Source organism: Sulfitobacter sp. W002, from assembly GCF_025142135.1.
GTDB lineage: Bacteria > Pseudomonadota > Alphaproteobacteria > Rhodobacterales > Rhodobacteraceae > Sulfitobacter > Sulfitobacter profundi.
The window spans coordinates 667727-680221 of sequence record NZ_CP081126.1 but is presented as its reverse complement, the minus strand read 5'-3'; the positions used below and the strand labels follow the sequence as shown (position 1 = coordinate 680221).

The 12495-nt window shown below is 60.3% G+C and carries 13 protein-coding genes and 2 tRNA genes; 3 read left to right on the top strand and 12 right to left on the bottom strand.

Annotated elements, in window-relative coordinates; genetic code table 11:
• Positions 1-4: 4 nt before the first annotated feature.
• The 7 genes from K3758_RS03370 to K3758_RS03340 all read right to left on the bottom strand — a co-directional run bounded on the left by K3758_RS03370 (position 5) and on the right by K3758_RS03340 (position 4741).
• The gene (locus K3758_RS03370) at positions 5-466 is read right to left on the bottom strand and encodes a low molecular weight phosphatase family protein (RefSeq protein WP_259947621.1); all 462 of its coding nucleotides are present in this window, start codon (positions 464-466) and stop codon (positions 5-7) included.
• On the bottom strand, positions 467-970 hold the full coding sequence (locus K3758_RS03365; protein WP_259949966.1) for a UPF0262 family protein: 504 nt from the start codon (positions 968-970) through the stop codon (positions 467-469).
• A 140-nt stretch (positions 971-1110) separates the two neighbouring features.
• A complete protein-coding gene (hisD, locus tag K3758_RS03360) occupies positions 1111-2412 on the bottom strand; it encodes a histidinol dehydrogenase (RefSeq protein WP_259947619.1) in 1302 nt (433 codons plus the stop codon).
• 51 nt (positions 2413-2463) lie between these two features.
• Positions 2464-2793, bottom strand: a complete 330-nt coding sequence (locus K3758_RS03355) for a hypothetical protein (protein ID WP_120350219.1) — start codon at positions 2791-2793, stop codon at positions 2464-2466.
• Between the two features lie 29 nt (positions 2794-2822).
• Complete coding sequence (locus K3758_RS03350; RefSeq protein WP_067623929.1) at positions 2823-3293, bottom strand: DUF2948 family protein; 471 nt, start codon at positions 3291-3293, stop codon at positions 2823-2825.
• A complete protein-coding gene (murA, locus tag K3758_RS03345) occupies positions 3290-4561 on the bottom strand; it encodes a UDP-N-acetylglucosamine 1-carboxyvinyltransferase (protein WP_120350217.1) in 1272 nt (423 codons plus the stop codon). Before murA ends, K3758_RS03350 begins: the two co-directional genes overlap by 4 nt.
• A gap of 3 nt (positions 4562-4564) precedes the next feature.
• Positions 4565-4741 carry a hypothetical protein gene (locus K3758_RS03340; RefSeq protein ID WP_162931795.1) on the bottom strand — a complete coding sequence of 59 codons (177 nt, stop codon included), beginning with the start codon at positions 4739-4741 and terminating at the stop codon, positions 4565-4567.
• 85 nt (positions 4742-4826) lie between these two features.
• Here K3758_RS03340 and K3758_RS03335 point away from each other — a divergent pair.
• A tRNA-Thr gene (locus tag K3758_RS03335) sits at positions 4827-4901 on the top strand.
• A gap of 224 nt (positions 4902-5125) precedes the next feature.
• Here K3758_RS03335 and K3758_RS03330 read toward each other — a convergent pair.
• Positions 5126-5647 (bottom strand): superoxide dismutase family protein, encoded by a 522-nt coding sequence (locus tag K3758_RS03330; RefSeq protein ID WP_259947612.1) that lies wholly within the window; start codon positions 5645-5647, stop codon positions 5126-5128.
• Between the two features lie 103 nt (positions 5648-5750).
• Between K3758_RS03330 and K3758_RS03325 the strand changes: the two genes are divergently transcribed.
• Positions 5751-5827, top strand: a tRNA-Arg gene (locus tag K3758_RS03325).
• Between the two features lie 27 nt (positions 5828-5854).
• Here the strand turns inward: K3758_RS03325 and K3758_RS03320 are convergent.
• The 3 genes from K3758_RS03320 to K3758_RS03310 form a co-directional block, all read right to left on the bottom strand.
• Positions 5855-6214 carry a response regulator gene (locus K3758_RS03320; protein WP_259947610.1) on the bottom strand — a complete coding sequence of 120 codons (360 nt, stop codon included), beginning with the start codon at positions 6212-6214 and terminating at the stop codon, positions 5855-5857.
• A 6-nt stretch (positions 6215-6220) separates the two neighbouring features.
• Complete coding sequence (locus tag K3758_RS03315) at positions 6221-7669, bottom strand: histidine kinase dimerization/phosphoacceptor domain -containing protein (protein WP_259947608.1); 1449 nt, start codon at positions 7667-7669, stop codon at positions 6221-6223.
• Between the two features lie 306 nt (positions 7670-7975).
• Positions 7976-9496: an MHYT domain-containing protein gene (locus K3758_RS03310; RefSeq protein WP_259947605.1), complete on the bottom strand. Its 1521-nt coding sequence runs from the start codon at positions 9494-9496 to the stop codon at positions 7976-7978.
• A 410-nt stretch (positions 9497-9906) separates the two neighbouring features.
• On the opposite strand from K3758_RS03310, the gene K3758_RS03305 reads away from it, so the two are divergent.
• Entirely contained in the window at positions 9907-11712 is a 1806-nt protein-coding gene (locus K3758_RS03305; protein ID WP_259947604.1) for a histidine kinase N-terminal 7TM domain-containing protein, read from the top strand.
• 15 nt (positions 11713-11727) lie between these two features.
• Here the strand turns inward: K3758_RS03305 and K3758_RS03300 are convergent, their stop codons facing one another.
• Positions 11728-12435, bottom strand: coding sequence for an SDR family oxidoreductase (locus K3758_RS03300; RefSeq protein WP_259947601.1), 708 nt, complete (start codon positions 12433-12435; stop codon positions 11728-11730).
• Positions 12436-12495: the final 60 nt, after the last annotated feature.

Here is a 12495-nt window from a genome sequence, read left to right as displayed (position 1 = left end):
TAGCTCAGCTTTCGTTGGGCGGCTGGCCAAAGCGATCAATCAGCCGTCCGACGATCTGATCGCGGGCGGCGCGAAACTGGGTGAGCTTGGCCTCGCGGCTCTCGCCCAGTCCCGTGGGATCAAGGATCGGCCAATATTCCACGTCTAGATGGTAAAACCGCGTCAGTTCCAGCGCCCGGCGCTGGCTGGCGGGGCTCAGCGCGATCACAAGGTCGAATGACCCCAAATCGTCGCCCCATTCTTCCATCTCGTCGAAACTGCGGCTGCGGTGCCGGTCCAACTCCACATCCAATTCACTGCACACGGCGATGGAAAAACCGTCGATCTCCATGTCGTTCTTGACGCCAACGGACTGCACATAGGTGCCGGTGCCGTAGAATTTTTTCATCAAGCCTTCGGCCATCGGCGAACGGACGGCATTGTGGTCGCAGCAGAAGAGAACGGACTGAGGCAGCACCTGCGTCATTTATCCGCCGAAATGCAAAACGCAGATCAGGGTAAAGAGCCGCCGCGCGGTGTCGGTGTCGATCTCGGCCTTGCCTGAGAGCCGCTCTTGCAGCACGCGGGAGCCTTCGTTGTGGATGCCACGCCGGGCCATGTCGATCGTCTCGATCTGGCTGGGGGGCAGCTTTTTGACCGCCTCGAAATAGCTTTCGCAGATCTGGAAGTAATCCTTTACCACCTGCCGGAACGGGCCGAGGGAAAGGTGGAATTCCGCTGCCTTCTCAGCCGCTTCGGTTTCCACATCAAAGACCAGCCGCTTATCGCGGATCGACAGGGACAGGTGATAGGGCCCTTCGGGCACCGGGCCCTTCTCCCGTTCGGGCAGGACAAAGCTGTTCTCTTCCAGCAGGTCGAACATGGCAACCTTACGCTCCTGATCGATCTCAGGCGTGGGGGGCGGCATGTTCGCGTCATCAAGCGCGATATGGGTGATGCGGGTCATTGGCGCATCCTTTTTGCTGGCGATACCCTTTCGTGGATAACGCAGCGGTGGGGAGGGGGCAATGCGCGAGAGCACACCCTATGGCGAATGTCGCGCCCGGCGGGCATAACGGGCAGCGCCCTGCCTCCTGCGCAGGCGGATTCTGCGCCCCCTGCCCCCCTGCCCTAGTCGTTCAGCTTGCGCAGCCGCGCGGTGACCGACAGGCCATGCGCCTCAAGGCTCTCTGACTGGGCCAACCGCTCTGCCGCCGGGCCGATGGCTTTGAGGGCTTCGGGCGACATCTGAGCCAATGTGGTGCGCTTCATGAAATCCAACACCGACAGCCCCGAAGAGAAGCGCGCCGACCGCGCCGTGGGCAGAACGTGGTTCGGCCCGCCGACGTAATCGCCAATCGCCTCGGGCGTCCATTGGCCAAGGAAGATCGCGCCCGCATGGGTGATCTTTTCCGACAGCGCCTTTGGATCCGCCACGCAGAGTTCAAGGTGTTCCGGCGCGATCCGGTTGCTAAGCGCCGCCGCGGCGTCGAGGTCAGCCACGGTGATGATCGCACCATTGTCGCGCCAGCTTGCGCCCGCGATGGCGCGCCGCTCAAGGGTGAGCAGACGTTTCTCGACCGCCTCTTCCACCGCGCGGGCAAAGGCGGGGTCGGTGGTGATCAGAATGCTCTGCGCGCTCTCGTCGTGCTCGGCTTGACTGAGCAGATCGAGGGCGATGAAATCGGGATCATTGTCCCCATCGGCGATGACGAGGATTTCGGACGGGCCGGCGATCATGTCGATGCCGACCTTGCCAAAGACCCGCCGTTTGGCGGCGGCGACAAAGGCGTTGCCGGGGCCGGTGATCTTGTCAACCGGGGGGATCGTATCGGTGCCATAGGCCAGCGCCGCCACGGCCTGCGCGCCGCCGATGCGGTAAATCTCATCCACTCCGGCGATGCGGGCGGCCAACAACACAAGCGGGTTCAACACGCCATCGGGCGTGGGCACGACCATGGCCAAACGCTCGACCCCCGCCACCTTGGCCGGGACCGCGTTCATCAGGACCGAGGACGGATAGCTCGCCAGCCCGCCCGGCACATAAAGGCCAGCGGCGGAAACAGGTGTCCAGCGCCAACCCAGCGTGGCGCCATCGGGATCCGTCCACTCGGCGTCTTCGGGCAGCTGCCGTGCGTGATAGGCGCGGATGCGGTCGGCGGCCAGTTCCAGCGCCTTGCGGTCCTCGGGGGAGACTTCGGCAACGGCGGCGTCAACCTCGGCAGCGCTGATCCGCAGGCTATCGGGGGTAAGGGTCACGCGGTCGAACTTTTGCGACAGGTCGATCACCGCAGCATCGCCCCGCGCACGCACATCGGCGATGATCTCGGCCACCACGGCATCGACATCGGGGCTGTCTTCGCGCTTGGCGTTCAGCAGTTTGTCAAAGGCCGCTTCGAAATCGGGGGCGGAGGCATCAAGGGTGACGGGCATGGGGTCAGGCTTTCGAAAAGGGGGCCACCGCAGCGGGCTGGCCCAAAGGTATCAAGGCGCGGAAGGGCGGCGCAGGCTGGGCTCGGCCCGCAGGCCCGATGTTTTGACAGCGGCACTGGGGGCGGAGCGCTGCGCCAAACGCATCGCGCGGGTATCTTGGGCGTTGTCGAATACGGCGCGGGCGACATGGGCTGCCAGAATGGCAAACAGCCCGCCCGCAATCGCCGCGGCAGGGGCCAAAAGCCCCGGCAAGGTGACCGTGCCCAACAGATGCCGCACCGCCAGCGCCACACCAAGCAGCAAAAGCGCCCAGCCCGTCGCTTCGGTCATCAGGGCCGCCACGCGCCCCCGCGTAAATCTAGTCTGTTTTAGTTCCGGCATCTTGCGATCCTTGCCACCGTGACGGGATGTCACTCGGGGTGAACGGGCCTTTTCTTTGAAGGGGCCACATAGGGACGTGTCACATCCTTGAGCGTCACTTCCAGCGCCTCAACCTCCAACCGGATCGCACCATCCCCGGCCAAGGTCAGCGTGACATGGCCCGAAGGCGCGTCGGTTTGCTCGAACGTGATGTCGAGCAGGGAGAGGATGGTATCGGCATCGCCCTTGGGCACGCCTTGGCTTGCCACACGCTGCACGTTGTTGAACATCAGCACCGATTGCACCCGCTCGGGCGCATGACGTGCGGCCCCCGTATCCTCATGCCGCAGCCGGTTCAGCAGCAGCGCGAAACGCGCGCCCGTGCGGTGCCAGCGCATTTCCGATGCGGGAAACACCGCATCTTGCGTGAGCGAGGCGATCACCGTGAGATCCTCGGCATCCAATGCGCCGAGGTTCAACGGCGCTTCGCGGCCATCTTCGAAACGTGCATCTTCGGTCATTTGCTGCTGATCCTTTCGATATCCGCACCCACGCCGCGCAGCTTGGACACCACATGCTCATAGCCGCGATCAAGGTGGTAGACCCGGCTTACCGTGGTCTCTCCGGTGGCCGCCAGCCCGGCGAGGATGAGTGAGATCGACGCCCGCAGATCGGTCGCCATGACCGGCGCACCTTTGAGTTTCTTAACGCCAGTGACCTTAGCCGTGCCGCCGTGCACATCAATCCGCGCGCCCATGCGGATCAATTCCGGGGCGTGCATGAAGCGGTTCTCGAAAATCTTCTCTTCCAGTACAGAGGTCCCTTCGGCAGTGCAGAGCAACGCCATCATCTGTGCCTGAAGGTCGGTCGGAAAGCCGGGGAATGGCTCTGTCGTGACATCCACCGCCGAAATGCGGCCATTGCGCCGCGCCACTTTGAGGCCAGCCTGCGTCTCAGTCACCTCGATCCCTGCCGCATCCAGCTTTTCGCAGAACGCCTGCAACAGGTCGATCCGCCCGCCCAGCAGTTCCACTTCGCCGCCGCAAAAGGCTGGCGCCAGCATATAGGTGCCAAGCTCAATACGGTCGGTCACAACTTTATGGGTCGCCCCATGCAGGCTATCGACGCCCTGAATGGTGATGCTCGGTGTGCCGTCACCTTCAATCTGCGCGCCCATGGCCCGCAGACAGTCCGCCAGATCGACGATCTCAGGCTCCCGCGCGGCGTTGTTGATGACGGTCGTGCCCTTGGCCAAAGTCGCGGCCATCAAGATATTCTCGGTCGCCCCGACAGAGGCAAAGGGGAAATCGATCACGGCGCCCTTGAGCTTGCCGCCCTCAGCCTTGGCATAGAGATAGCCGTCACGCAGATCGATTTCCGCGCCCATCTTGGCCAGCCCATCGGTGTGAATATCCATCGGACGCGCGCCAATCGCGCAGCCGCCGGGCAGCGAGACTTCGGCATGGCCTTCCCGCGCCAGCAACGGCCCAAGCACAAGGTTAGAAGCGCGCATCTTGCGCACGATGTCATATTCCGCACGGGTGTTGATCGGCCCGTGGCTGGCCATCGTGATGACCTTGCCGTCTTGCATTGAGGTGACTTCCGCCCCCAGAGAACGCAGCAGTTCGGTCATGGTGCGGATGTCGCTCAGCCGCGGCGCGTTGGTTAACGTCAGTGGCTCTTCGCTCAGCAATGTTGCGGGCATCAGCGCCAGACAGGCGTTCTTGGCCCCCGCGATGGGAATTTGCCCGTTCAGCGCACCGCCGCCTTTGACCAGAATGGAATCCATCGTTCAGCTGTCCTTTTCCGACCCGTCGGGGCCATTGCCTGTATCCTGCGCCACATCCTCGGCCCGCGCACGGGCCTGCGCCTTGCGCCGGGCCATATTCGCCTTGAGCGCAGCCTTCAGCCGCGCCTCCCGCGCAGAGGGTGTTTTCGCGTTCTTTTCCGGGGCGTTTTGCTTTGCCATGCCGCCTATCTAGCGCAGGGTGCAAGAAGGGTCCAGATCAGGGGTTGCACCCCCTTTCGATTGCGGCTAATCACCCGCCCACGGCGCTGCTGTAGCTCAGAGGTAGAGCACTCCCTTGGTAAGGGAGAGGTCGAGAGTTCAATTCTCTCCAGCAGCACCATTTATCCATCATTCCGCTAAATATACCCCACCTCGCATGAGCGATGGTCCCTCGACCTACGCCCGCCGCGGCGCGGCAGTCCGAGTGCGAGAGTCCGGTACTTTCCTGCATCATATGGGCATGCCGTCCGCTTCATGCCCGCCCGCGCGGATCAGCGGCACAGCGCCGATTCGACACCCCAACCCCGAATAAACGAGACCGGGGTGCCCAAGTCTCAGATCCCGTTACGAAGCCTCAAAGGCCCCGCAGGCAATGCGCGAGCCCGCATCGCCGGAGGGCTGCGATTCGTAGTCGTCCGCACCGCTGTGAATAATGAAAGCCGCGCCGTCGTCATCTTGGATCATGGTCTCGATATCGAGCAGATCAAGAAAGACTTCGGCCTGAAGCACGCCATCTTCCCCCACTACCATATTGGGCATGTCACCGGGATGCGGCCCTCCTTCGACGAGCACACCATGCTTGTGGTCCCCCGCGATATGACCCCCAGCAGATTTGAAATCATCTGCGGAACAATCGCCGGTTTCATGCAAGTGCACGCCATGGGTGCCCGCGGGCACGCCTGTCACGTCGATCTTGACCAAGGTCCGGCCCGAGGCGGTCGTGTTTAGGGTAACATTGCCCGAAATATCGTCCGAACTGCCCGCCACCTGAGCGGATGCTGCCGTTTGCATATGGCCTTCGGCCTGCGCCGCGACGGCGCCCGTTGTGGCCAAAGCGGCCCCGAGTAGGATATTGCGCAGATACATGGCTTCCTCCGTTGGGTAATATGTCGATGACGGCTCAACCCACCCGGCCCGCGTCGGGTTCCTCTTGATGCAGGGCAAGGCTTGCCCCTATAAGCGGCCGAGTGCTCCCTTAGCTCAGCTGGATAGAGCAGCCGACTTCTAATCGGCAGGTCGAGGGTTCGAATCCTTCAGGGAGCGCCAATTTCCGCCACGCCTACTTGCGCCCGCCTACCCGCGCGCGAAATCGTCAATCGCTGCTGCGATCAGATGCGGAAAAGTGGGTTTGCCGAGCATGGCAATCGGTTCAAGCCCTCTCAGCCGTGTCTGGGTCGGTTCGTCCAGGTTGCCGCTCATGAAGATGCAGCGGATATTGTGTTCGCTCAGCAACCACTGCGCGAGGTCCTCGCCGGATTCTCCATTCGCTAGGCGAAGGTCCATGAACGCCAAGTCCGGGCGGGACTGCGTCACCACCTCCCGGCAGGCCGCGAAATCCTTGACCGGGCCAAGAACGGAATGCTGAAGCTGTTCGAGCTGCATCTGAAGGTCCAAGGCAATCAGAAATTCATCTTCGACGATCAGAATATTCACCGGGCATTACCCGGCAGGCATGGGGATCTCAATCTCGACGCAATAACCATGCTCTGTTGCCCTCTTCTCCATCGTCGCCCCAAGCTGGCTAACAATGCCTGCCACGATCTTCGAACCGAGACCGACCCTCTCTAGACCTTTCGCGCTACCGATCCCATCGTCCGATACCGTCAAGGTCAAAAGGGTTCCCTCTTGATGCAAACGAACATCTACCCGACCCTGTTCCCGCTCAACAAAGGCATGTTTATGTGCGTTGGTCACAAGCTCATTGATCAGCAGCGCAAGGTTGATCGCCAGATCCGTCGGAAGAACGACCGCCTGCGCGTAGACAACATTCTCAATCCGCCTGCTGTCGGTCTCTGTGCTGGCTGAAAGAAAGTCGACGAGTTGCGGGATATATTCACCGACATCCACATGTGTAACATTCTGAGATTTATAGATAAGTTCATGAACTGAGCTTACGGCATGCACCCGCAAAGAGGCCTGCTGCAGGCTGTGTTTGACATGGTCGTCTTCCACCGATGCGGCTTCAAGGCGCAGGATACTCGACACCAGATGGAGGCTGTTCTTGATCCGGTGATTTACATCCCCCAGCAGCGTTTCTTTCTGCTCAAGAAGTTTGTCCCTCTCGGTCAGTGTTTTCTGCAAGACCTCTTCGCGCTTTTTGGAATGGGTCAGATCGAGGGACGCACCGATGAACCGCGCGGGTTTGCCATGCTCAAAAAGCACTTCGCCGCGTGTGTTCAGCCATCGAATATCCCCTCGGGGCAGGACGATCCGATAGTCCGCGTTTACCGTTGCATCACTGGCCGTGACCCCTTCTAGGCTCTTCTTCACATGCTCCAGATCATCGGGATGGATACGCTCAAAAAGCTTGGTGATCGGGAAGGTTCCCTCGGTATCGGGATAGCCGAAAAGATCGGCCAACTCATGCGATACATTCGCAGTGCCAGTCTGAAGGTCCAGCTCCCCATAGCCGACACCCGACACCTGTTTTGCCAGATTGAGCCTTATCGCTTGGTCGCGGCGACCAATGAATTCCGAGGTGACATCTTCGACATGATGAATAAGCGCGATCAGCTGGCCGTCTTGGAAAACAGGCGCGTTGAACGGCTGCCAATACTTCTCTTCAAAGGCCCCGTCGACGCTGTCGCGAATGGGGATATTGTATTTCTGAACGGCCATCCGATGCGGCTTGCCAGTGGCGGCGACAATCTCAAGCGACTTGCGCAGATTGTTGGTGCCATCCGCCGTAGCGTCAGAAGGATCATCCGGAAATGCATCGAACAGCAATTTCCCAATGAGATCATCGGCTTTTGACCCGGTGATGCAAAGATACCGGTCATTCACGTCGATGATCAAAAAATTAGTATCTAAAACAAGATAGCCATGGGGGGACGCTGCAAAAATTGCAGATCTCGGCACGCGCGCATTCGCCGATTCACCACCGCCCATAGGCCCGTTCCCCCGGTACTTACCATCTTCACTATTGATCGTAGCCCTTTAATTTAGAACATAAAAGCAAAGAGGTACTAATATAAGTTAAGTTGCACCAACTGCGCAGACCTGGGGGATCGCACGCATTTTCAGAAATATGGGGGCGACATATGCGCGGGGAAAGTCGCGCAGAGGAAAACTTGCGCTCGGTTTCCACAGCCCCGCCAAACGGAAGGCGCTGCCACTCAGCGATTGAGGCGGTCGACGATGCCATTCAAACCGTAGCGCGCGCCAAAATTCGCGCCTGCCCCGCCACAGCCCCCGTTACGCCGCGGCGAGCGCATTCTCCGCTCTAATCTCCGAAGCGCAATCCGGCAGAGCCACGGTGAATTTCGTCCCGACGCCGACAGCACTTTCTACTTGAATGTCTCCCTCATGCGCCGCGGCGAGCTTCTTGCTGATCGCAAGGCCAAGCCCCGTGCCGCCATCGGCGCTTTTGGCAGCCGTTTCCGCTTGAATGAAGGCTTGGAAGATCCGCTGCAAATCCTCTTCCGGCATCCCGCAGCCGTTGTCTTCGACCTCAAGCCGGCAGGTATCGCCGACCCTCGTGGCCCGCATGTGAATGCTGGAGGCTGATGAAAACTTCAGCGCGTTACCTAAAAGGTTGATCAGGATCTGTTTGCAGCGCCCGCGGTCGGCGAAAACGTCGAAGTCATCACATTCGATCTCCAGCACCGCCTGTTTTTCCCTGGCCAGCCCCTGAAATTGCTCCTCCAACTCGGCCAGCAGTTCGCCAGCCTGAAAAGAGGTTTTGTTAAGCTTGATCGAGTTAAGCTCGATACTGGTATAGTCGAGGAGTTCATTAATGATGGTCAGCAAATGGTCGCCCGCAGATTTGATACGGCCGCCGTAACGCTCTGTCTGGTCGCCCAGTTCTTCAAAATGCACCTTCGAGATCTGCTCGTTCGGTTTCAGCTTGGCGATGGTATGGCCTTTGAGGCTCGTCAAAAAGCTGGCGTAGCCGTTGATGATCGTTAGCGGCGTGCGCAACTCGTGGCTCAGAACGCTCATGAACTCTGACTTGGCGCGGCTGGCATCGCGGGCCTCATCCCGGGCTTGGCGCAACTCGACGATGTTCTCCAACCGCGTGCGGTTTTCGATGAAATAGGTGAACAGCCCGCCCATCACGATCATCGCAGCCGTCCCTGCGATAACCAGCGCCAGCAGTCTGTACTCATCAGGGTTGCTATGGCCACCGATCAAGGTTGTCGGTGTCACATGAAAAGCAGCCATCCCGGTAAAGTGCAGACCGACGATCGCCAAGGCAAAGCTCGCCGTCATTTTCGACCGGGCGTATTTATCGCCCTGCGCGCCAAAGAACAAAGCCACGGTCGACAGCACCATGGCCAGCAGCACCGAGGCGACAAGATAGCTCTTATCCCAGTGAATGATCCCCTCGATCCGATAGGCGACCATCCCGGTGTAATGCATGGCCGAGATCGACAGCCCCAAGATCACCCCGCCGATCACGGTCGTGACCCGTTTGCGAAACATCCCCGCAATGAGAATGCCAACCGTAGACCCGGTAATCGCGATCACCAACGAGGCGAAGGTAAGGCCGAAGTCGAAGCTTACCGGCGCATCGGGCTGATAGGCCAACATGGCGATGAAATGCGTGCACCAAATGGCGATGCCAGAGGTCACTGCGGTCAGAAAATACCACAACAACGCCTGACGCGGTGTCTGCTTGAGCCCGTGTCGGTAGAGATTTGCGATCACCCAGCTGCCGAATGCGCACAAAAGCGCGGCAAGCAAGACCAACGTCATATCGTGGTCAGAGTGCATGGAATGAGCCACTGTAAGCATTTTTTAAACCTCAAGATAATGCAGCCAGTGTTGCGCGAGGAATGCGTCGAAACCGTGTTCGAGTGGGTTCTTTTTGGCGGTAATTTCGTATAGTGAAACCGCGGTAGGTGTCGGACAGCGGGGGAAGCGCTCCCGTGGGCTCATGTCCCGGTTTCTGCGGCCCGCCACTACGCGCTTGCCCTACCGCGTAGCCCACTCTGAACGCCCCTTCGCCCCTGTTGAGAGATGCAATCGCACCGCCCAGCGGGTGAAAGAGACGGTACTAAATGACGCCCTTCACATCCAAGGGTTGCGCCGCCCTGCCTTAATACGCCACTAGAGCGCCAAACTTGCGCCGCATTCCAATGCTGATCTGCGCATATTCAATTTGGTTCATAGGTAACTCCGCCATGCTAACGTGTTTTCAGGGGCTAATGCTTGACCCGGTCTATTGGGCCGTGCTTGCCGTCAGCGTGATCGCTGCGGCTGTCGCCCTATGGACGCTCAAGTTTCAAGAGTTTCATGGCAAGGTTTACTATGCGCTAACCTTTGTCGGGATGATCTGGACCCTGATGATGGTCGGAGCCGAAGCCACAACGCCCGGTTACGCCTGCCAGATGCAACAGGCGCAACTGGCGTGGCTGGGGCATGGGCTGGTCCCGGTCGCCTGGTCCTTCTTTATCTTCGAGTATGTCGGCCCCTCAAGCCATGCGCGTGGCCGGGCGAGCCTTTTCGCTCTGATCGCCGTGCCGATGGCGGCCTTTGTCCTCGCCGCGACGAACGACTGGCACCACCTGATCTATACCGCCGAGACCGCGATCCAGCCCGGCGAGGATCAGATCACCTTTGAACATGGCGCGGGATATTTCCTTGTCCTTGCGGTGCTCTATTGCTTTGTAATGGCGACGCTTATCTGGCTGGGGCGCGCATTCTTGCGGGCGAAACGAGCCGCTTGGCCGCTGCTGACGATGCTGGTGGTGATCACCCTGATCCCACTGGGTGCGAACGCGGCCTATGCGCTGTTCGGCTTCACGGTCCTTGGCCTTGATCCGACGGCCTTCATGTTCACCTTGGGCATCTTTGCCTTTTCATGGCTGCTGGTGACCAACAAAACGATGGACATGCCCTCTGTCGGGCAATCGACCATGTTTGACACGATGAGCGAACCACTCATCCTATTGGACGCCCGGCGGCACGTCATTCGCTCGAACGCCGCAGCCAAGCGCAGCGGGCTTTTGACGGATCCGACGTTGGGCAATGATCTGATCGCGGGGATAAAGGCGCAAACGGCGCAGACCGCCTCCGCCCATATCACCTGCGATGAACGCCTCTATGAGCCGCGCATTCACCCCATCGAAAACCCGCTCTTCCCCGCCGGCCCCGCCATCGGCTGGAGCGTCACCTTCGTCGATGTCACCGACCGGATCGCAACCACAACGGCCCTTGAACAAGCGCTGAAAGAGGCCGATGAGGCCAACCGGGCCAAGGACGAATTCATCTCGGTCGTGAGCCATGAGTTGCGCACGCCACTGACCTCACTGAAGGGCGGCCTGGCATTGGCGCTCAGCGGCAAACTGGGCGAGATCAAAGGCCCGCTGCGGTCCTCGCTCGACATTGCCCATCGCAACGGGGTCCGCCTGTCCCGTCTGGTTGATAATATCCTGCTGGTGCAAAAGCTTGAGGTACAGGCGCTGGCGCTTGAGTGGCTGCCCGTCGACCTGTCCGCCCTGCTGCGCGAAAGCATCGAGGAAAACCGCATGTACGCGCATGAGCGCGGCATCAGGCTGGATATCGGCAAAATCACGCAGCCTGCCGTGGTCTTGGGTGATGCCTTTGCGATCCGGCAGGTGGTCGACAATCTGATCTCGAACGCGGTGAAATTCTCCAACGTGGGCGACACCGTGGAGGGCAGGCTGACGGCGCACCAAGGCCGGGTGCGGATCTCTATCCGCGATCATGGGCGCGGCATCCCTGAGGGGATGGAGGAACGGGTCTTTGGCCGCTTCGGACAGCTTGACGACGACGGTCAGAAATCAACCCAAGGCTCTGGCCTTGGCCTGCATATCTCCCGCCAACTGGCGCGGCAGATGGCGGGTGATCTGTTTTACGAAAGCGAGGCCGGTGTCGGATCGACCTTCCATGTCGAATTCGGCATCGGGGCCGAGGCAGAGCCCGCCCCGCAAGCGGCCCAAGGCGCGCTGCAAAGCACCGACTAAGCGCGCCCTTCGCGGTTAAAGTTCGATGCGGATGTCGTGGATCCACAGTTTCGGCGGACGCGACAGGACAAAGACCACCACATCGGCCAGATCATCCGGTTCGGTGAAAATGTGGTTCGGCACGTCCTCTCCGGCCTTGGCGAACATGCCGGTATTGGTGCCCGACTGATACAGCCCGCCAATCCGCACGCCGGAGTTATCCTCATCCGCCTTCAGCACCTCGGTAAAGCCGCGCACGCCGTATTTCGTGGCCGTATAAACCGACTGCCCCGCCTGCGCCACGACACCGGATTTTGACACGACATTAAGGATGATCGCCTCCTCATTGTCGCGCAGCGCGGGCAGCGTTGCCTGTGTCATCTGCATCAGACCGGTCAGATTAGTCTGCACCGTCGCCTGCAGCATCTCCGGCGCGATTGTGTCGAGCGGCCCGGCCTTGTGCCAAATCCCGGCGTTGTTGATCAGGATATCGAGCCCGCCAAAACGCGCCAACACCTGCGCCGCGGCATGGTCGATCGCCGATGGGTCTTGCAGATCGCAGGTCAGCCCTACGGCCTCGGCCGCGCCTGCGGCTGTGCAGGCCTCCGCCACCGCTTGCAACCGCGTCTCATCGCGGCCCAGAATGGCCAGCCGCGCCCCTGTCTCTGCCAGTTTCAGGCAGATGTGCCGCCCGATCCCGTCGCTGCCGCCGGTAACCAAAATACGTTTGTCGCACAGTTCCATGTCGTTCTCCTATACTTCGCGGCGGCTTACCGCGTGGCGAAGCCACCGCCAAGCCCTGCC

Coding starts and splice junctions, on each gene's coding strand:
- K3758_RS03370 (WP_259947621.1), bottom strand. CDS start 466: ATGACGCAGGTGCTGCCTCAGTCCGTTCTCTTCTGCTGCGACCACAAT.
- hisD (WP_259947619.1), bottom strand. CDS start 2,412: ATGCCCGTCACCCTTGATGCCTCCGCCCCCGATTTCGAAGCGGCCTTT.
- K3758_RS03355 (WP_120350219.1), bottom strand. CDS start 2,793: ATGCCGGAACTAAAACAGACTAGATTTACGCGGGGGCGCGTGGCGGCC.
- K3758_RS03350 (WP_067623929.1), bottom strand. CDS start 3,293: ATGACCGAAGATGCACGTTTCGAAGATGGCCGCGAAGCGCCGTTGAAC.
- murA (WP_120350217.1), bottom strand. CDS start 4,561: ATGGATTCCATTCTGGTCAAAGGCGGCGGTGCGCTGAACGGGCAAATT.
- K3758_RS03340 (WP_162931795.1), bottom strand. CDS start 4,741: ATGGCAAAGCAAAACGCCCCGGAAAAGAACGCGAAAACACCCTCTGCG.
- K3758_RS03330 (WP_259947612.1), bottom strand. CDS start 5,647: ATGTATCTGCGCAATATCCTACTCGGGGCCGCTTTGGCCACAACGGGC.
- K3758_RS03315 (WP_259947608.1), bottom strand. CDS start 7,669: ATGGGCGGTGGTGAATCGGCGAATGCGCGCGTGCCGAGATCTGCAATT.
- K3758_RS03310 (WP_259947605.1), bottom strand. CDS start 9,496: ATGCACTCTGACCACGATATGACGTTGGTCTTGCTTGCCGCGCTTTTG.
- K3758_RS03305 (WP_259947604.1), top strand. CDS start 9,907: ATGCTAACGTGTTTTCAGGGGCTAATGCTTGACCCGGTCTATTGGGCC.
- K3758_RS03300 (WP_259947601.1), bottom strand. CDS start 12,435: ATGGAACTGTGCGACAAACGTATTTTGGTTACCGGCGGCAGCGACGGG.